This window comes from Cohnella sp. GCM10027633 (assembly GCF_042675445.1).
Taxonomy (GTDB): domain Bacteria; phylum Bacillota; class Bacilli; order Paenibacillales; family Paenibacillaceae; genus Cohnella.
Genome location: NZ_JBHTGV010000022.1, coordinates 12,471 through 30,161, shown reverse-complemented (window position 1 = coordinate 30,161; position 17,691 = coordinate 12,471). Strand labels below are relative to the sequence as shown.

At 58.7% G+C, this 17,691-nt stretch carries 15 protein-coding genes; 9 read left to right on the top strand and 6 right to left on the bottom strand.

All coding sequences use genetic code 11. The annotated features are described in order from the left end of the window. Window positions 1-140: 140 nt before the first annotated feature. Window positions 141-977 carry a M15 family metallopeptidase gene (locus ACFQZG_RS26890; RefSeq protein WP_378157818.1) on the bottom strand — a complete coding sequence of 279 codons (837 nt, stop codon included), beginning with the start codon at window positions 975-977 and terminating at the stop codon, window positions 141-143. Between the two features lie 205 nt (window positions 978-1,182). Here ACFQZG_RS26890 and ACFQZG_RS26885 point away from each other — a divergent pair, with 205 nt between their 5' ends. Next, window positions 1,183-3,138, top strand: coding sequence for a methyl-accepting chemotaxis protein (locus ACFQZG_RS26885; protein ID WP_378157817.1), 1,956 nt, complete (start codon window positions 1,183-1,185; stop codon window positions 3,136-3,138). Window positions 3,139-3,206: 68 nt separating this feature from the next. On the opposite strand, the gene ACFQZG_RS26880 is transcribed toward ACFQZG_RS26885, so the two are convergent. From ACFQZG_RS26880 to ACFQZG_RS26865, 4 genes are all read right to left on the bottom strand, one after another. Beyond that, window positions 3,207-3,515 carry a winged helix-turn-helix transcriptional regulator gene (locus ACFQZG_RS26880; RefSeq protein ID WP_378157816.1) on the bottom strand — a complete coding sequence of 103 codons (309 nt, stop codon included), beginning with the start codon at window positions 3,513-3,515 and terminating at the stop codon, window positions 3,207-3,209. Window positions 3,516-3,603: 88 nt separating this feature from the next. After that, window positions 3,604-4,572, bottom strand: coding sequence for a cation diffusion facilitator family transporter (locus ACFQZG_RS26875; protein WP_378157815.1), 969 nt, complete (start codon window positions 4,570-4,572; stop codon window positions 3,604-3,606). 284 nt (window positions 4,573-4,856) lie between these two features. Next, window positions 4,857-5,669, bottom strand: coding sequence for a histidinol-phosphatase (locus ACFQZG_RS26870; protein WP_378157814.1), 813 nt, complete (start codon window positions 5,667-5,669; stop codon window positions 4,857-4,859). Between the two features lie 15 nt (window positions 5,670-5,684). Continuing rightward, a complete protein-coding gene (locus tag ACFQZG_RS26865) occupies window positions 5,685-6,587 on the bottom strand; it encodes a LysR family transcriptional regulator (protein ID WP_378157813.1) in 903 nt (300 codons plus the stop codon). Window positions 6,588-6,765: 178 nt separating this feature from the next. Between ACFQZG_RS26865 and ACFQZG_RS26860 the strand changes: the two genes are divergently transcribed. The 3 genes from ACFQZG_RS26860 to ACFQZG_RS26850 all read left to right on the top strand — a co-directional run bounded on the left by ACFQZG_RS26860 (window position 6,766) and on the right by ACFQZG_RS26850 (window position 10,326). Beyond that, window positions 6,766-8,361: an MDR family MFS transporter gene (locus ACFQZG_RS26860; RefSeq protein WP_378157812.1), complete on the top strand. Its 1,596-nt coding sequence runs from the start codon at window positions 6,766-6,768 to the stop codon at window positions 8,359-8,361. A gap of 4 nt (window positions 8,362-8,365) precedes the next feature. Continuing rightward, window positions 8,366-8,944 (top strand): PadR family transcriptional regulator, encoded by a 579-nt coding sequence (locus ACFQZG_RS26855; RefSeq protein WP_378157811.1) that lies wholly within the window; start codon window positions 8,366-8,368, stop codon window positions 8,942-8,944. Between the two features lie 83 nt (window positions 8,945-9,027). Next, on the top strand, window positions 9,028-10,326 hold the full coding sequence (locus ACFQZG_RS26850) for an MFS transporter (protein WP_378157810.1): 1,299 nt from the start codon (window positions 9,028-9,030) through the stop codon (window positions 10,324-10,326). Between the two features lie 62 nt (window positions 10,327-10,388). Here the strand turns inward: ACFQZG_RS26850 and ACFQZG_RS26845 are convergent, their stop codons facing one another. Beyond that, the gene (locus tag ACFQZG_RS26845; protein WP_378157809.1) at window positions 10,389-11,333 is read right to left on the bottom strand and encodes a zinc dependent phospholipase C family protein; all 945 of its coding nucleotides are present in this window, start codon (window positions 11,331-11,333) and stop codon (window positions 10,389-10,391) included. Between the two features lie 241 nt (window positions 11,334-11,574). On the opposite strand from ACFQZG_RS26845, the gene ACFQZG_RS26840 reads away from it, so the two are divergent. The 5 genes from ACFQZG_RS26840 (at window position 11,575) to ACFQZG_RS26820 (ending at window position 17,598) form a co-directional block, all read left to right on the top strand. Beyond that, the gene (locus ACFQZG_RS26840; protein ID WP_378157808.1) at window positions 11,575-12,030 is read left to right on the top strand and encodes a chemotaxis protein CheX; all 456 of its coding nucleotides are present in this window, start codon (window positions 11,575-11,577) and stop codon (window positions 12,028-12,030) included. 79 nt (window positions 12,031-12,109) lie between these two features. Then, window positions 12,110-12,889 carry an SDR family NAD(P)-dependent oxidoreductase gene (locus ACFQZG_RS26835; RefSeq protein ID WP_378157833.1) on the top strand — a complete coding sequence of 260 codons (780 nt, stop codon included), beginning with the start codon at window positions 12,110-12,112 and terminating at the stop codon, window positions 12,887-12,889. A gap of 21 nt (window positions 12,890-12,910) precedes the next feature. Beyond that, on the top strand, window positions 12,911-14,449 hold the full coding sequence (locus ACFQZG_RS26830; RefSeq protein ID WP_378157807.1) for a DEAD/DEAH box helicase: 1,539 nt from the start codon (window positions 12,911-12,913) through the stop codon (window positions 14,447-14,449). Window positions 14,450-14,622: 173 nt separating this feature from the next. Beyond that, window positions 14,623-16,317: an S-layer homology domain-containing protein gene (locus tag ACFQZG_RS26825; protein WP_378157806.1), complete on the top strand. Its 1,695-nt coding sequence runs from the start codon at window positions 14,623-14,625 to the stop codon at window positions 16,315-16,317. Between the two features lie 186 nt (window positions 16,318-16,503). Continuing rightward, entirely contained in the window at window positions 16,504-17,598 is a 1,095-nt protein-coding gene (locus tag ACFQZG_RS26820; RefSeq protein WP_378157805.1) for an ankyrin repeat domain-containing protein, read from the top strand. The last annotated feature ends 93 nt before the right edge of the window (window positions 17,599-17,691 follow it).

Below are 17,691 nucleotides of genomic sequence, written 5' to 3'. Positions count from 1 at the left end.
TTATGATGCCTGTCGGCGATCTTCGGATCGTCCGGCGGGCTTATTTTTTGGTAGAGGTACCTATGCCGACCGGCATAAAAAGCCCCGGCACCGATAGAATCTCGGTGCCGGGGCCGGCAGTAACGAATGATTGCGGTTGATTACTCCGTCGCGGCCGACTCGAATCGGGCGACTTCCACCGCCACCGAGTCGAAAAACTCCTCCAGCGTCGTACCCTCGTCCATGATCCGCTTCGCGACGTCGGTTCCGACAAAACGAATGTGCCACGGCTCGTACTGGTAGCCGGTAATCTCTTCCTTGCCCTTCGGATAGCGGAGAATGAAGCCGTGGTCGGCCGCATGGGCGACGAGCCACTTGCCTTCCGTCGTCTCTCCGTAGCTCTCCTCGAGGCCGTAGCCGACGCTTGCGCTCGACACGTCCATGGCGAGCCCGGTCTGGTGCTCGCTCTGCCCGGCGCGAGCGCTGAAGCGCGTCGCTTCCTCTTCGCCGTGCTTGTCCGCGTAGTAGGCGAACAACGACCGCTGCGTCGCGTAGGAACGATAGCCGGAGACGGCTTTCAGATCGATGCCGTCTTCCTTCGCCTTGGCGAACAGCGCTTCGAGAGCGGTCGCCGCTTCTTGGCGCAGCTGCTTCTTCGGCGCGTCGCCGGAGAAGGAGAAGTCGACGTTCGGGACGACGAGATCGACGGGCTCGTAATCGGAGGGCAGATTCCGCTTCTTGTTCGCCAGCACGAGCGTGCTGGACGCGTTCGTAACGACGGCGAGACCGCCGTCGCGATTCTCGATCGTTCGGTCAGGCAGGCTGGCGATGACATGCGCATCCTCCGGAGGGGCGGACGGTTCGGGCTGCGATTGCGACGGGACGGATTCGGCCGGATCGGCCGCGTTCTTCTTGCCGGATAAGCCGCTTGCTTGCGTCCAGATGCCTCCGGCCGCGATAACGGCGACGACGATTGAGAGCAGTAGCTTCTTATTCATGATGTCTTCTCATCCTGTCCTTCTGTTTGGGTTCCGTGTTCACCATTATAGCCCGGGTCGGCCGAAGAAAAATAGCGCTTTTTGTCTTATTTCCTCGGAAATAAGCAGGAAAAACCTACCGGTTCGTCAAATTCGTATGATTAGCAATGTTCAGGGGGATGCAGGGAAAATGAGGAGCCAGCGTAGGTTTTGGAGTTATTTGCGAGTGCAAGTGTTGCTATTGATGATCGTCGTCCTGCTATTGCCTCTCGGGGCGGTCGGATGGTTCTATTATTCTACGTTAAGCTCGGACTTAAACGATATCGAGAAGTCGCACGCGCTCGAAGTGAACGCGTCCGCTCACCGGCTCGTAGACCAGCTCGGCTTGCAACTGTCGAGTTCCACGATCACGAACGCCAAGTGGGGGGATAACTGGCAAGCGGTTAAGGATAAAGACGTCGCATGGATCGAAGAGAACGTGAACGTCTCGCTCGACATCATTCCGGGCCTAAGCTTCGTCGTGACGACCGACCCGGAAGGCGTCGTGCTAACGCAGGTCGGAGACGTGCCGGAATTCACGGGCCAGCTCGCGGATAAGTCCGTCATCGAGAAGCTGAAGGAGAAGCCGGACGTGTACGGCATGATCCAGACTTCCCAAGGGCTCGCCGTCATGGCGGCGTCCGTCATTACGGACGAGCAAGCGGTCGAGACGCCGTCGGGCGTGCTCATCTTCGGATCGCTCGTGTCCGACGAGGCGATGGCCGGCATCGGCACGTTATTGAATTCCGGCATCGCGATCAAGTCCGACAGCGGGCAGAAGCTCGGCAGCGACGACGAGACGGAGGCGTTGCTGTCCGAAGGAAACGTCCTGCCTTCGCTATCGGACGAACCGTCCTTCCGGACGGTTAACCGGAACGGCACGCCATACAGCGTCGTCAAGTCCTCGCACGAAGGCTTGAACGGCGCGGCGGTCGCGGAGCTGTCCGTGTCCGTGCCGGCGGAAGCGAGCGGAACCGTTCAGCGAGAGATGATCCAGCTGAGCGGCATCGTCGCGGTGCTCATCATCGCGCTCATCGTCCTGATCGCCATGATTCTGCGCCGCCGCATCATCGTGCCGCTCGTGAAGTTCGAGGAGTTCCTGAAGGGCGTATCCGCGGGCAAGCTGTCCGAGAAGCTGCCCGAACGCTATAGCAAGCGGGAGGACGAGATCGGCACGATCGCCCAGTCGCTCGAAGCGATGTCCGCGCAGCTGGAGAAGCTCGTATCCGGCATCCGGTCGACCGCGCACGTAACGTCCGAGGCGGCCGGCCGATTAACCGGCGACGCGGATCAAGCGGCGGAGAGCGCGGACCGTATCGCCGAGTCGATGCGGGAGGTGGCCGCGGGCGCGGATTCCCAGCGCGAAGGCATGAGGCGCGGAACGGACGTTACCCGGGAAATCCAGCTCCAGATGATGCACATCGGAGATCGCACGACGTCCGTCGCGGCGGTCGCCGAGCAAGCGACGAAGCATGCCGGAGAAGGCAACGATACGATCCAGCATGCGGTCGGTCAGATGGAGCGGATCGCCTCCGCGGTGGAAACTTCGGTGAAGGACGCGCGCATGCTGCACGACAAGTCGTCGCAGATCGGCCAGATGATCGAGGCGATAGCCGCCATAGCGCACCGGACGAACATCCTCGCGCTGAACGCGAACATCGAGGCGAGCCGCGCGGGCGAGCATGGCCGCGGCTTCGCGGTTGTGGCGGACGAAGTTCGCAAGCTCGCGATGCAGTCCAATAAGACGGCGGAGGAAATCACGCAGCGAATCGACGACGTCCAGCAAGGGATCATCGAGGTCGTGCGGACGATCGAAGAAGGCTACCGCGAGGTTCAGAGCGGCACGTCGCTCGTGAAAGAGGCCGGCAGCGCGTTCCAAGGCATCTCTTCGGGCATCGCGGACATGGAAGGCGAGCTTCGCGAGATCGCGGCCGCCGGACAAGAGATCAACGCGCGCGTCGAGGAGCTGTCTTCGCTCGTCATGGAGACGGAAGCCATCTCGGATTCGAGCGCGGAGCGTTCGCAGGAAGTCGCGGGCATCGCCGAAGCGCAGATGAGCGCCGTCAGAAGAGTGGCGGAAGCGATGGTTACGCTCTCCAGCCGCATTCGGGAGCTCGAGCAAGCGGTCAACCGGTTCCAATAAGCGGGAAGTCAACGAAAGAAGCAGCGCCGGAATCGTCCCGGCGCTGCTTCTTTATGTTGCAAGATCTTTTATAGCCAATTCTCGCCCCATGACTGAATCGACTGAATGACGTTCTCCAGGTGACGGCCTTTCTCGGTTAGCTCATATTCGATGCGCACGGGCATTTCCGGATAGACGGTGCGGGTCAGAATCCCGATCGCTTCCAGCTCCTTCATGCGGTCGGTTAACATTTTGTCGCTCATGTCGGGAATCTGTTCTTTAATATCCTTGAACCGCTTAGGCCCGCCAAGCAGCACCCGGATAATGAGACCTGTCCACTTTTTGCCGAGTAGCTCCGCGGCCGATTCGTACTTGGGGCACATTTTGGAATAGTCCATTCGGAATTCCCCCTTCGCCTTTTATTGTAGCATACCCACTTCAGAAAAGTAAGTAAGATTATTGCGGCGAATGGGACGAATGGAGCGTCTACTCGTGCAGGAGCTTCTCTTCTTGTTGGCGCAGGAACTGCTTGCCGTATTCGCCGTGCGGATGAATGTGGGCATGTTCCATCTGAATCGTCGAATGCGTAATGCCGAATCGCTCCTTGAGCACCTCGTTCACGGCGAGAATGATGCAGAACGGCTGGATGTCGGAGCGGACGAACATGTGGGCGGTAAGCGAATAATGGTCCGTCGATATCGCCCACAGGTGCATTTCGTGAACGTCCTCGACGCCTTCGACGTTCGCGAGCGCGGCTCGAATCTCGTCGAGATCGAATTTGTCCGGGACGGACTCCATGAGGATGGCGGTCGATTCCTTCAGGATGCGTCCTCCTCCGACGAAGATAATGCCGGCGATCGCCATGCTGACGAGCGGGTCGAAGAACAGCCAATCGGTGAAATAAATGACGACGGCGGCCACGATGACGCCCGCGGAGCTGAGCAAATCGCCGATAAAGTGCCACAAGGCGCTCTGGACGTTCAAATTCTCTTCTTCCTTCATGCTGCGGCTAAGCACGACGGTGAGCACGAGATTGACGACGAAGCCGATGCAGGCGATCGTCAGCATGAGGGAGAAGTCCATCTCCTCCGGACGGATGAAGCGCCGGATGCCTTCGACGAAGATGCCGACGGCGATGACGCAGAGCGCAAGACCGTTCAAGAACGAAGCGATAATCTCGAAGCGCAGGAATCCGAACGTGTACTTCGCGTTAGGCGGCCGGGTCGCGAGATAGATGGCGGTCATGCTAAGACCAAGGGCGATGACGTCCGAGATCATATGCGCCGAATCGGACAGCAGGGCGAGGGAGTTGGACATCAACCCGCCGACGATCTCCACGATCGTGAAGAACAGCGTCAGCATAAGCGTGATCCAGAGCGTCTTCTTGGAGCGCGATTGCTCCTTGACGTGCCGGAGATGATGATAATCGTAGTCTACTGGAATTGTGCGCGACATGAACGACAGCTCCTTCGGGTCGATATTCTTAGATGGTTCGCGATGACAAGCGATTTGTTACACGATTGCAATCTAGCTGTTACGGGACTGACGCAGACTCGGGCTACAATGAGTGCATGACCCCCTTTTTCATATGCTTGGAGCCTGCCGACGTTGGCAGGCTTCCTTTTTGTCATAAGGGTCAACTTATTTATATGAATTATAACATTAGAATAATTATAAATAAACAATTAAAATAAAACGATCTCCCGGACGAATCCGATGGAGATCGCTTGTCGCATCCGTTATAGCGGAACGACGACCTTCCGCTTCTGCCGGTAGAACACCCAGCGCGTAAATCCGATTTCCCGGAGCCTGCGCTGCACGAGGTCCCATTCGTCTCCGACGCGGCCCGGCACGTGGGCGTCCGATCCGAACGTAACGTCGGCGCCGAAGCGGAGCGCGCGTTCGAGAATCGCGTCCGTCGGGTACCAGCCGCCGCAATCCTTCGTGCTGCCGCTCGTGTTGATCTCAATGGCGATATCGTTGCGCGCGACCGCTTGAAGCGCCAAGTCGATCGCGGCTTCGGCGCCCGCGATATCGGCGAACGCAGGGTAGTACCCCTTCATCGCGTCGATATGGCCGAGCACCTGGAACAAGCCGCTGTCGGCCGATTGCGCGATCAATTCGTAATAGTGCCGCTTCTCGTCCGCATGAAGATCTTCGGGCACCTTCTTCCACCGGGTGCGGTTGAAGATGCTGACGCCGCGCGTCTGGTGGACGGAGCCGATAATGTAGTCGAACGGGTACGGCTCGTAAGAGGAGCGATACAGCTCGGCATGCTCCGGATAGAAGTCGGATTCGACGCCGAGCAGCACTTCGATACGACCCGCGTACTTCTCCTTCAGCCGCAGCACTTCCGCGATATAGTTCGGGAATTCGCTTCTGGCCATGGCGATGCCCGGCTGCGGGTGATCGTCTTCATGGGCGAAATAAGGCGAATGGTCCGAGATACCGATCGCTGTAATGCCGGCTTCGATCGCGGATTTCACGTAATCCTCGATCGTTCCCGACGCGTGGCCGCATCTGTCGTGGTGCGTGTGCAAGTCGAATTTCATCTGGTTCTCCTCCTGTCATTCACTGCTGATGAACTGGTCTTCCGGCATGCCCTTCAAGTCGTTCAGGAACTGTCTCATCGCGCTGTTCACGTACCGGCCCGACTTCGTCATGACGCCGACCGGATGGCTCGTCTCGAGCTCGTTCACCGGAATCATCTTCAGCGTGCCGCGCCGCAATTCGCTGGCGATCGACAGCTTCGACACGATGGCGGCGCCCAGGTTGAGCTCGACCATTCGCTTCACTTCCTCGCTGCTGCCAAGCTCCATGACGATGTTGGGCTGGATGGCGTTCTCGCGGAATATCCGGTCGACGAAGCGCCTTCCGAGCGTATCGGGAGACAACAGGATTAGCGGAATGTCCTTCAGCATGCCGATCGCGGCGCGCGGAACGGTCGCGAGCGGATGCCTCGGCGATACGACGAATTCGAACGTATCGTAGTACAGGACGTTCGTCTCGACTTGCGGGCTGCGATCGGACAAGTAGCCGATGCCGACGTCGACCGTGCCGTTCTCTACGCTGCTTAGCACTTGCGTGGAGGACATCGATAGGATCGACGTTTTAATGAGCGGGAATTGGTTCTGGAAGTAGGACAATACGCGCGGCAAAATTTGAATCGCGATCGAGGTGGTCGTCCCGAGCACGATGTGCCCTTGCGGGATATGGTTCAGATCCGACAGCTTCTGCTTCAGCTGTTCCACGATCGCTAATATTTGCTCGGCATGCTCGAGAAATACTTTGCCTCTGTCCGTTAACGCTACCGGATGGTTCCGATCGACGAGCACCGCGCCGAATTCGTCCTCGAGGCTTTTGATTTGGGCGGATACGGCCGGTTGCGTCAGGTTGAGCAGCTCGCCCGCCTTGCGGAAGCTGAGCGTCTTGGAGATCGTAAGCAGCGTTTCCAGCTGGCTAATGTTCAAGGTGATCGCCTCCGACATTGAATATATTTATCAGGTGAATCGAAAGATATAAAAAGCTTTTGTCATTTACTTCATTATAGGGGATTTCAAGGCTCGTCGCAAAGGGGATTGCAATATACTCAAATTTGAGTATAATCTTCTAGGCGGGTAATCAAATTTGAGTAAAAGGAAGTTGAGAATGGATAAAAGAAAGAGCAACGTAAACCTCGTCGTCGCCGGCTTGCTGCTGGGACTATTCATGTCGGCGCTCGATCAGACGATCGTGTCGACGGCGATGACGACGATCATCGAGAAGCTCGGCGGGTTGGAGAGCTTCATCTGGGTATATTCCGCGTACATGATCGCCATGGTCGTGGCGACGCCGATTTTCGGCAAGCTGTCCGACATGTACGGACGCAAACGGTTTTTCCTCGCGGGCTTGATATTGTTCTTATTAGGATCGATTCTATGCGGTACGGCAACGAACATGGATCAACTGATCATCTACCGCGCGATTCAAGGGATAGGCGGCGGGGCGATCATGCCGATCGCGTTCACGATCATCTTCGATACGTTCCCGGCGGAGAAGCGCGGCAAAATGATGGGCCTCTTCGGAGCGGTGTTCGGTCTGTCGAGCGTGTTCGGTCCGATCATGGGCGGCGCGATTACCGACTACATGAGCTGGAGATGGATTTTCTACATTAACGTTCCGATCGGCATCGTTGCCGTCATGTTCATTCTTCGCGGCTACCACGAGACGAAGGTAACCAAGAAGCAAACGATCGACTGGGCGGGCGCGATTCTGCTCGCGGCTTGGATTCTGCTCCTCATGTTCGGCCTGGAGCTCGGCGGCACGGACGGATGGGCATGGGATTCCGGCAAGACGATCTCGCTGTTCATCGGCGCGGCCGTGCTGCTCGCGGCGTTCCTGTTCGTCGAGACGAAGGCGAAGGATCCGATCATCAAGCTCGGCCTGTTCAAGTCCCGGTTGTTCACGGGGAGCATGGGCATCGGACTGCTGTACGGCGGCGTCATGATGGCGAGCGCCACGTATATCCCGATCTTCATGCAAGGCGTATTCCATCTGTCGGCGACCAATACGAGCACGGTGCTGACCCCGATGATGCTCGGCGTCGTCGTCAGCGCGCAACTGGGCGGACGGATCGGAACCAAGTTCCGTTACCGCGACGTGTTGTTCCTATCCGCGCTTACGCTGACGGCAGGTTCCGTATTGCTCGGCTTCGTCATGGATCCGTCGACGAGCCGCGCGCTCATCACGCTGTTCATGGTCATCATCGGCCTCGGCATGGGCGTCTCGTTCTCGCTGCTTAACATCTCGACGCTGGGCGCCGTTCCTCCTCAATACAAAGGCTCGGCTTCGTCGCTCATCGCGTTCTTCCGGACGATCGGCTCCGCTCTCGGCGTGGCGGTGTTCGGCACGCTGCAGAAGCACGAGTTCCAGCAGGGCATCAAGGAGATCGAAGGCATTCAGAACCTCCCGGCCGAAGTCGTCGAGAGCATCAAAGGCGGGCAAGCGCTGCTCAACGCGAAGTTCCAGGAGGCAATCCCGGCGGGTATGGTGGATCAACTGCTCTCCAAGCTGTCAGACTCGATCATCTACATCTTCCAATGGTCCGTGCTGCTGCCGGTGTTAGCGTTCATCTTCGTGTTCCTGATGGGGCGCGCGCGCATGGAGATCGCCAAGCCGGGCGCTCACGGAGCTCCGGACGCGAAGGGACCGCAAGGCGGCGGGGGAGCCGCCGGCAAACCGGAGCCTTCCTACGACAGAGGCTAAGCCGATGTCGATGAAGCTGCTCATCCTGGGGCTGCTGATGGAGAAAGACCGGCACCCCTACGAGATCAGGCAAACGATCAAAGGGCGCAACTGGCATATCTCGTTCAACGTCAAGGACGGCTCGCTCTACTATGCGGTCGATCAGCTTCGTCAAGACGGGCTGATCGAGGCTGCCGAGATCATTCCGGTACCCGGGGAGAGCCGTCCTGACAAGACCGTATACCGGATTACGGAGCAAGGCCGCAGCGAGTTCATGGACTTGCTCACGAATCAGATGGAGAGGCCGTCGTATCCGCAGCATCCGATGTTCGTCACGATGCCGTTCATCTTGCATGCCGATGCCGAACGGGTGGAAGACGACATCGGCAAGCACCTGGAAGCTTGCGCGTGCAGGATCGATCGTCTACGGACCGTATTGGCCGTGAAGCAGGACATGCTGCCGCGAGGCTCGGTTCATCTGATCGAAGGGATGATCGCGTTCAGCGAGACGGAGCGGCGGTGGCTGGAGAACGTCCTGGCGGATTCGAAGTCGGGAGAGCTGTACGCGAGAAAGTGCAGCGGCGACGGCAAGGCTTACGAGTAAAGGGAACGTTAAGAGCGTATTAAGTTTGGCGATCGCTATCGTTCCGGAAGGTACCAACGCAGGATTTCGGTGCGTCCCGTCGAATGTATCCGTCACAAGCCTTATGGACGAGAGGGGCATTCACATTGCGCGATCAACCGAGAACGATCAAGTCCTGGGTAATGTACGACTGGGCGAACTCCGCGTTCGCCACGACGATCATGGCCGCGGTCATGCCGATCTATTACATCGAAGCGTTGAACGGCACGGACGCGGGCTGGGGATTCACGCAGTCGATCGCCGGCGCGATCATCGCGCTGCTATCGCCGCTATTGGGCGCGATCGCCGATCATTCGAACAGCAAAATTCCGTTCCTGCGCTTATTCACGCTGGTAGGAGCCCTCGCCAGCATGATGCTCGTCATTCCTGGAGAGGGAGACGTGCTGATGGCATCGGCGCTCGTCGTCCTCGGCATGATCGGCTTCGGAGCGGGCAACACGTTCTACGATGCGCTGCTTAACGATATTACGTCTCCGGGGCTGCGGGAGAAGGTGAGCGCCCGGGGGTTCTCGATGGGGTACTTGGGCGGAGGCGTGCTGCTTGCCGTCAACGTCCTGTTCATCCAGAAGCCGGAGTGGTTCGGGCTGGCGGATAGCACGGCGGGCTCGCAGGTTTCGTTCGTTACCGTCGGCATCTGGTGGCTCATCTTCGCGCTGCCGTTGCTGACGCGAGTGAAGGAACAGAGGAACGCCGCATCTGATACATCGGCCTTGGAGCGAATTAGGGCGGGGGCGTCGAGACTTCGCGAGACGTTCTCCCGCATCCGGCGCTACCCGGAGCTATGGAAGTTCATGGTCGCGTATTGGTTCTTCTTCGACGGCGTCAACACGGTCATCGTCATGGCGACGAGCTACGGCAAGTCGATCGGGATCGAGACGGGACCGCTCATCACGGCGCTGCTCATCACGCAGTTCATCGGGTTTCCGGCCACGTACCTATTCGGTAATCTTGCCGTCAAACTCGGCGCGAAGCGGATGCTCTTCGTCTCGCAGGGGATATACGTCGCCATCGTCATCCTCGGCTACTTCATGACGAATGCCGTTCACTTCTACATCCTTGCGGCGCTCGTCGGACTCGTGCAAGGCGGTTCGCAGGCGACGGCGCGTTCGATCTACAGCAAGATGATCCCGGAGGGAAGAGCGGGGGAGTTCAACGGCTTCCTGTCGTTCACGAGCCGGTTCTTCTCGTTCGGCGGTCCGCTCGTCTTCGCGCTCGTTCGCGTGTTCACCGACTCCAGCCGTACCGCGATCCTCGCGGTCGCTTTCTTCTTCATCATGGGAATGATCTTGCTCTCGTTCGTGAACACGGCGAAGGGCGAGCGTGAGGCGCTGCAAGAAGGGTGAGAGGTAGAGGGTAAAAACAAAAAACGCCGTTTCGGCGTTTTTTTGTTGTCTATTCAAGCGGCTCACGGTACGATCGACTCCGCGTACGTGATCCACGCTTCGCCGCATGGCCGGCCCGTCTCGTAAGAGACGTCGCCGAGCAGTGCGGCGAATGTCGCGCGAAGCGGTGCAGCCGCATCGACGTCCGGCTCCGAGAGCCATGCGAATGCTGCAGCGGTCAAGGCGCGTCCGTCCGCGAGAGCCGTGTCCCACAAATCCATCGCGCTCTCTCGGCGGACGATCGTGCGGTCGCAAGGGTCGATCCACGGCGCGCGGGCTTCGTTGAGTACGTCCCAATCGGGCAACCGTCTCGGCGGCGAGAAAGGCGCGATCTGCCCGAACAGAAGCTTGCCCTTCCAGCCGCTCGGATCGAAGAACAGACGCTGCGCGCCGATCATCGAGCGGACGGCTTCGTCGAGCAGCGCCGGAGTCAGGTCGTCCGCGAGCGCCGGATAGTGTAAGACCGAGATTCGTGCAAAAGCGTCGGAGAAGCCGCCGGGCAGCCCGGATCCCGTATCGATCTCCGGCGCGGCAGGCACGAGTCCGGTATGAATGCTCGCTCGCAATTGCATGACCGCAGAATCCATCGCCGTCTCGAAGCGATGATGGTGCCACTTGCGGAAGCCGGACAAGCTGAACACGAGCGGATGGAGATGGCGGTCGAGCACGTGGTGAAGCAAGAAGCCGACGACGTAGGCGTAAACCGGATCTTCCGGCCGCCGCGCGCGCGCCTCTTCGAACAACGACAGCAAGAAGGGCCCGCAGCGTACGTTATGTTGCAGCGTTCCGAGTCTGTTCAGCGGCGTGGAAGACTGCCAGGGCAAGTAATGATGATAGAAGAGGAAGTCCGGTCCTTGACAACCGAGTTGAAAAGCGGCTTTCCATGCGGCGCCCTGCATCGCGTCTTCGCGGCCGACGGCGGACAGGATTTCGCGGCCGAATTGTATGTGCGCCCATAGGTTCGGCATTCGATCACCTCTTGCATTTATTGTAACATCGACGGGTATTCCCGACTACGCAAGAACGTCGGGACGGCACAATTGGAACGAGGTTTTTCGACAACAAGCGGCGCGCGGACCCGATTCGTTCCTCCGGAAGTCCCGTTCGTTCTACAAAAACTGTATACTTGTCGGATCGATTTCAGTATAATAGTGGAAAGCGGTTACGGTAACGGTTCCAATCTTTTCATGCAAAGGGGCGCGTTCAGACATGAAGGCCGAATACATCAACCCATTTTTAGAGTCCGCGCGCATGGTCATCGAACAAATGGTTCAAATTCGTCCAAGCACGGGTCAACTGACCGTCCGGGATATTAAATTCGCGGATCATCACGTCTGGATTCAGATCGGGCTTACCGGCCAGATGACCGGCGACATCGTGTTCGGCTTGAGCGAGACGGTCGCGCTGCGTATTATTTCGGCGATGATGGGCGGCTACGTCATTACGGAGATCGACGAGATGGGCAAGAGCGCCATTTCCGAGCTGGGCAACATGATCAGCGGCAACGCGAGCACGATGCTGTACAACCAAGGCGTGCATGTCGACATTACGCCGCCGAGAATCGTCGAGGCGAACGTCAACGGATTCGGATCGAGACGCGCGCTTGCGGTTCCGCTCATCATGGACGGAATCGGCGAGATGGAGATTCAAGTGTTGATCGCATAATCCTATCACTATCGCCCAAGCCCCTTCAGGGGCTTTTTCTATGGCATTCGCTTATGATGGCTTAGGAGGGGGAATGAATATGGTATCGCTGAACGGACGGGTCGTGCTGATTACGGGCGCATCGAGCGGCATCGGCGCGCTGACGGCGAAGCTGCTGGCCGAACGGGGCGCGATTCCCGTGCTGACGGCTAGGTCGAGAGAGAGGCTATCGCGATCGTCCGAACAGATCCGGAGCGAACATGCCGTATACGAGATGGACGTACGTTCGGAGGAGCAAGTGGCCGACGTCGTCTCCGCGGTTCATGCCCGTTATGGTAAAATAGATATTCTACTCAACAATGCCGGCTACGGCGAATTTCTATCTTTCCTCGATGCGCCTCTGGCGCATTTCGAGGAGATGATGGACGTCAATTATATGGGCACCGTGCGCTGCTCGCATGCGGTGCTCCCGCTTATGCTTCAAGCCGGAGGCGGGCACATCGTGAACGTCGCGTCGATGGCTGGCAAGATGGCGACGGCGAAGTCGACGGGTTACGCCGCCACGAAGCATGCGGTGCTCGGCTTCACGAACGCCCTTCGGAGCGAGCTGCGAGGAAGCGGAGTGTTCGTGTCGGCGATCAACCCGGGGCCGATCGATACGCCGTTCTTCGAGAGGGCGGATCCGTCCGGCCAGTACGTCCGAAATGTCGGTAAGTTCATCCTGTCGCCGGAACGCGTCGCCGAAGCGATCGTCTACGTCATGGAACGGCGGAAGCGGGAACTGGATTTGCCATGGGCGGCGGGCGCGGGCGCGAAGTTCGCGAGCGTATTTCCCCGAGCGGCGGACAAGCTGTTCGGGAAGTTCTTGAATAAGAAGTAGGAAGTCGAAGGAGTCGTTCTAATGGGATTCGAACAATTAGGATTAAGAATAGAGCTGGCGGGCAAGCTCGCCGAAGCGGGCATCGCGGAGCCGACGGGGGTCCAGAAGGAAGCCATTCCGGCGCTGTTGTCCGGTAAGGACGGCGTCATCGTCTCGCCTACGGGAACGGGCAAGACGCTGGCGTACCTGCTGCCGCTGCTGAACCGGATCGACGGCTCCCGCCGCGACGTGCAAGCGATCGTGCTCGCGCCGACGCAGGAGCTGGCGATGCAGATCATGCGCGAGGCGCAGAAGTACGGAGAGCCGCTCGGCATCCATGCGGTGGCGCTCATCGGCGGCGCGTCGCTCGCCCGCCAGCTGGAGCGGATGAAGACGAAGCCGGCGCTCGTCGTCGGCACGCCGGGACGCGTTCGCGAAGTATCGCAGACGAAGAAGTTGTCGTTGCACGCGGTATCGCACATCGTCGTCGACGAGACGGACAGGCTGTTCGCGCTCGGCGGCAAGAGCGACGTGGAGCACTTGATGAGACATTGCGCGCGCGATCGGCAGACCGTGTTCGTGTCCGCGACGCGATCGGATGCAATGCGCGACGCCGAGCGCAAATGGCAGAAGGAGCCATGGGTGTCCGACGAGACGGCGATAGCGGGCGACAACGGATTGTCCCCGACGCTGAAGCATTGGTACTTCCTGTGCGACCGTCGGGATAAGATCGATCTGATCCGCAAGCTCGTCCGCCATATGAAGCCGTCGTCCGCGCTCTTGTTCGTCAATGACACGGAGAAGATCGGCGAGCTGCTCTCGAAGCTGCGGTACGAAGGGTTCTCCGTCGACGCGCTGTACGGCGACACGCCGGGACGCGAGCGGGGCGAAGTGATGCAGCGGTTCCGCAAGGGCAGAACGTCGCTCCTCATCGCGACAGACGTCGCCGCCAGAGGACTCGACATTCCGGGACTTCCGCTCGTCGTGCAGCTCGAGCCGGCGCTGGATGCGGACCATTACGTGCACCGGGCGGGCCGTACGGCGAGGATGGGCAAGGAAGGCACGTCGATTACGCTTATTACCGCGCAGGAGCGGTTCATTATCGATAAGCTGGAGAAGCAGCTGAGCATTCAGGTCGCGCCGAAGATGCTGTTCGAGGGACGAATCGTCGCTCCGGAAGAAGCGGGCGCCCGCAAGAGCAAGGAATTCGAGCGCAAGCTCGGAGAAGGCGACCGCGACCGCAGGGAACGGAGAGAGACGAAGCCGCTTGCCGGTAAATTCGAGAAGGCGCCCGAGGCGCAGCCGCGCGTCGGCACCGGGGAAGCGAAGCCCGCGCCGCGCGTCGGCGGCGGAGACGCCAAGCCTGCACCTCGCGGCGGGTCGGCATTGACTTCGGCATCGGCGCCCGCGTCTGCAGGCGTGAAAGCGAAGTCGTCCGCGGCTCCTACGAAGCCGGCGTCAGCCCAAGCACCCGCGAAGCCGGCGAAGCAGAAAGCGAACCGCGAGCGCGACCGGAAGAACAAAGGCGCGCCGAAATGGCTCAAGGAGAAGCGCGAGTCGTCCGCGCCGAAACCCGAATAACGAGGTCGTTCGTGGGACCCATTACCCGAGTTTGCGTCGGGTAGTGGGTCTTTTGCCGTTCTTTGGTCTTATTTTTCCACTAGGACCGCCTCATAATGGAGAATGCTCCCGAATGTTATAGGCAGACGGTTAATCGCCGCAAAAAAACGATGAACAGAAGGAGTGTTAACGTTATGACACACACACCATCGATCATGAAGAAAACGGCTGTCGCCCTGCTCGCGACCAGCATGCTCGCGGGGAGCGCGGTAGGCGTAGCTTCGGCTCATTCCAAGAACGACAACCATGGCAAAGATAACAATAAAAACAACTCGCATAAAGCCGAAGTGAAAGTAAACCTGAACTTCCGGGATTTGAACGAGAAGGATTGGAAGTGGGCTTACGAGCACATTATCCGCCTTGCTTCCCAAGGCATCTTCAAGGGCGACCAGAATGGCGATTTCCGACCTAGCGCCAACGTGACCCGCATCGAATCGATCATCGCGGCGGTCCGCCTGCTCGGCTTGGAGAACGACGCGACGACGAATCCCAAATACACGAACGCCAAGCTGCCGTTCAGCGACGCCAAGCTCGTCAATCCGGCTTACATCGGTTACGTCGCGGTAGCGCTCGAGAACGACTTGTTCGCCGAGACCGAGACGACGATCAACCCGAGCAAGCCGGCTACCCGTCTGTGGGCGTCCGTCCTTCTCGTGAAAGCGTTGAAGATCGACGTCAAGCAGTACCTGAACGACGACGACTCGAACGACGTGGTGTTCAAGGACGCGAAGGACATTCCGGCCGGATCCGCTCACTACGTGGAAGCCGCGGTCGCGAACAACATCATCACCGGCGTAGAAGTGAAAGGGAAAGACAACAACGGGCGCGGTCATGGCCGCGACGATGACAAATGGTCCCAGACTTACAAGGTGTTCCTGCCGAACAAGCCGGTCACCCGCGCGGAGCTCGCGACGATTCTCGACCGCGTCGACCAGCAGCTTCCGGATGACGGCGCGCAAGCGATCACGGGTTCGATCCAATCGATCGCCGGCGGCAGCATCGTCGTGAAGAAGGGCGACAATACGTCAGTAGCCGTGCCACTCGACGCCAACGTGTTTATTTTCCGAGATAACGTCAAGTCTCCCGCGTCCGCTCTGAAAGTCGGCGACGTCGTGCTCGTTCGCACTTACGAGGGCAAAGCCGTATTCATCGAAGTGACGAAGAACGGCACGCCGACGCAGCAGGTTGCCATCAGCGACGTGCGTATCGGGTCCAGCAATGCGAATCCATCGATCGCCAAGGTCGGCGACACGATTACGTTGTCGTTCAAAACGACGGAGCAAGTGTCGAAGCTGGGCAACTTCAAAATCAACGGCAGCAACCCGAAGACGTTCGTTTCCGTAGGCGCGGGCAATAGCTGGACGAACGTCGCGACTTACGTCGTCGAAGACTCGGATCCGGTAGGCAAAGTCACGTTCCAGATTAACGTTCAGAACTCGGCGGGCATCTACTCCGTTACGACGGAAGCGACGAACGACCAAAGCTCCGTTACCGTCGTTAAGCTCGCGCCGGTCATCTCTAACGTCGGCTTGACGTCGAGCAACGCGGATCCGAAAAAAGCGACGGTAGGCGATATCGTGACGCTGACGTTCACGACGAACGAAGCCGTTACGAAGCTGAGCAACTTCAAGATCAACGGCAGCAACCCGGACGTCTACACTTCCGTTAAGCAGTCGGACAACAACTGGAAGAACATCGCGACTTACGTGATCGATTCCTCGGATCCGAAAGGCTTGCTGAACTTCCAGATCAACGTGAAAAACGATGCCGGCCTGTATTCCGTCACGACGGAAGCGACGACGGACGGCAGCTCGATCACCGTCTATTAATCGGTAAAGCTTAAGCTGTCGAGATTCAGGACTCATTCGTATAAGGTATAGAAGCAGGGCGATTGCGCGGGGGAGGCCGCGCGGTCGCTTTGTTTTTTTGGCGCGATTCGTTGCTTGCATGCGGTTTCCAAGGCTTGGGATATAAGATATACTCGAAGCAGTCTATCTTGGAGGCAGGGGAACAACATGAAGAAACTAGTCGCGGCAATGATCGTCGTATCGCTGCTCATGATGGCTTGCGGCACCGTCGGCGCCGCTTCGGCCGGCCCGAAATTCATCATGAACGGCAAGCAGGTAACGGACAAGCCGCTGAACAGCAAGGGCGAGTATTACTTCCGGACCGCCGCGGCGGAGAAGCTATTCGGAATCAAGCTCGTACTCGACGCGAAGAAGAAGAAAGCCGCGCTGACCGTTAATAAGAAACAAGTCCAATTGGAGTTGCTCGTAGCGAACAAGCAATACTATGTCTCGATATCCAGATTGGCATCGTTGCTTAAGGTTCTCGTACGTTACGATAAATCTTCGAACGCTTATTACCTCATCAAGCAGAGAAGCGCGGCGGAAACCCAGCGAGCGCTGCAGACCGCTTGGAAGACGAAGGACCTGAATCTGATGCGAGAGCTCGTGCTGTCGGGAACCAAGCTCGATCTGGACAGAACGCTGTTCCTCGCCTCGACGAATAACGGCATCGAGATCGCGGAGTATCTGATCTCCCAAGGAGCCGACATCGACTACGTCGATCCCGTCAGCGGCAATCAAACGTTGACGAACGCGATCGCCCGGGGCTACGAAGACTTCGCCGTCAAGATGATCGTTCTTGGCGCGGATGTTCATTACGGTCCTCAATATCGGTGGACGAATCTCCATTACGCGGTATCGGAGCAGCAGATCAAGGTAGTCGAGGCGCTGCTGCAGCACGGGGCGGACCCGAACGTCGGCTACTACGGACGATATGGACGCGATCCCGAAACGCCGCTCGAGCTAGCTGCCTCTAAGGTGCAGCTCACGGACGAGAACGGCAAGACCGGCGTACGGATGCCGAACGCCGCGATCATCGCTCTTTTATTGAAATTCGGAGCTTCGCCCGCGAACGACGATTCGTTGGCGAATGCGGTTCGCGCCGAAGCCGTAGAAGCGGTAGAATTGCTGCTGAAGGCAGGCGCCGATCCGAATCGGAAGAACGAAGCAGGCGAAACGCTAATGACGAGCGCCGGCATCGATCCGTCTTCCGAAATCGGCAAGCTGTTAGTTAAGGGCGGAGCGAGCGCCCAATCGTTCTAGAACGGCTGGTATCGCCCTCGGCAGAAGCCGAGGGCGGCTTTGTTTTTTGTGCGGGGCGCGGATGGTCGATATAATGGAAGGATATCGTTCGAT

What these genes read in the sequence shown, in the direction of transcription:
- ACFQZG_RS26835 (WP_378157833.1), top strand. Translation starts at nt 12,110, where the DNA reads ATGGTATCGCTGAACGGACGGGTCGTGCTGATTACGGGCGCATCGAGC.
- ACFQZG_RS26825 (WP_378157806.1), top strand. Translation starts at nt 14,623, where the DNA reads ATGACACACACACCATCGATCATGAAGAAAACGGCTGTCGCCCTGCTC.
- ACFQZG_RS26860 (WP_378157812.1), top strand. Translation starts at nt 6,766, where the DNA reads ATGGATAAAAGAAAGAGCAACGTAAACCTCGTCGTCGCCGGCTTGCTG.
- ACFQZG_RS26875 (WP_378157815.1), bottom strand. Translation starts at nt 4,572, where the DNA reads ATGTCGCGCACAATTCCAGTAGACTACGATTATCATCATCTCCGGCAC.
- ACFQZG_RS26850 (WP_378157810.1), top strand. Translation starts at nt 9,028, where the DNA reads ATGTATCCGTCACAAGCCTTATGGACGAGAGGGGCATTCACATTGCGC.
- ACFQZG_RS26855 (WP_378157811.1), top strand. Translation starts at nt 8,366, where the DNA reads ATGTCGATGAAGCTGCTCATCCTGGGGCTGCTGATGGAGAAAGACCGG.
- ACFQZG_RS26845 (WP_378157809.1), bottom strand. Translation starts at nt 11,333, where the DNA reads ATGCCGAACCTATGGGCGCACATACAATTCGGCCGCGAAATCCTGTCC.
- ACFQZG_RS26890 (WP_378157818.1), bottom strand. Translation starts at nt 977, where the DNA reads ATGAATAAGAAGCTACTGCTCTCAATCGTCGTCGCCGTTATCGCGGCC.
- ACFQZG_RS26830 (WP_378157807.1), top strand. Translation starts at nt 12,911, where the DNA reads ATGGGATTCGAACAATTAGGATTAAGAATAGAGCTGGCGGGCAAGCTC.
- ACFQZG_RS26870 (WP_378157814.1), bottom strand. Translation starts at nt 5,669, where the DNA reads ATGAAATTCGACTTGCACACGCACCACGACAGATGCGGCCACGCGTCG.
- ACFQZG_RS26880 (WP_378157816.1), bottom strand. Translation starts at nt 3,515, where the DNA reads ATGGACTATTCCAAAATGTGCCCCAAGTACGAATCGGCCGCGGAGCTA.
- ACFQZG_RS26820 (WP_378157805.1), top strand. Translation starts at nt 16,504, where the DNA reads ATGAAGAAACTAGTCGCGGCAATGATCGTCGTATCGCTGCTCATGATG.
- ACFQZG_RS26840 (WP_378157808.1), top strand. Translation starts at nt 11,575, where the DNA reads ATGAAGGCCGAATACATCAACCCATTTTTAGAGTCCGCGCGCATGGTC.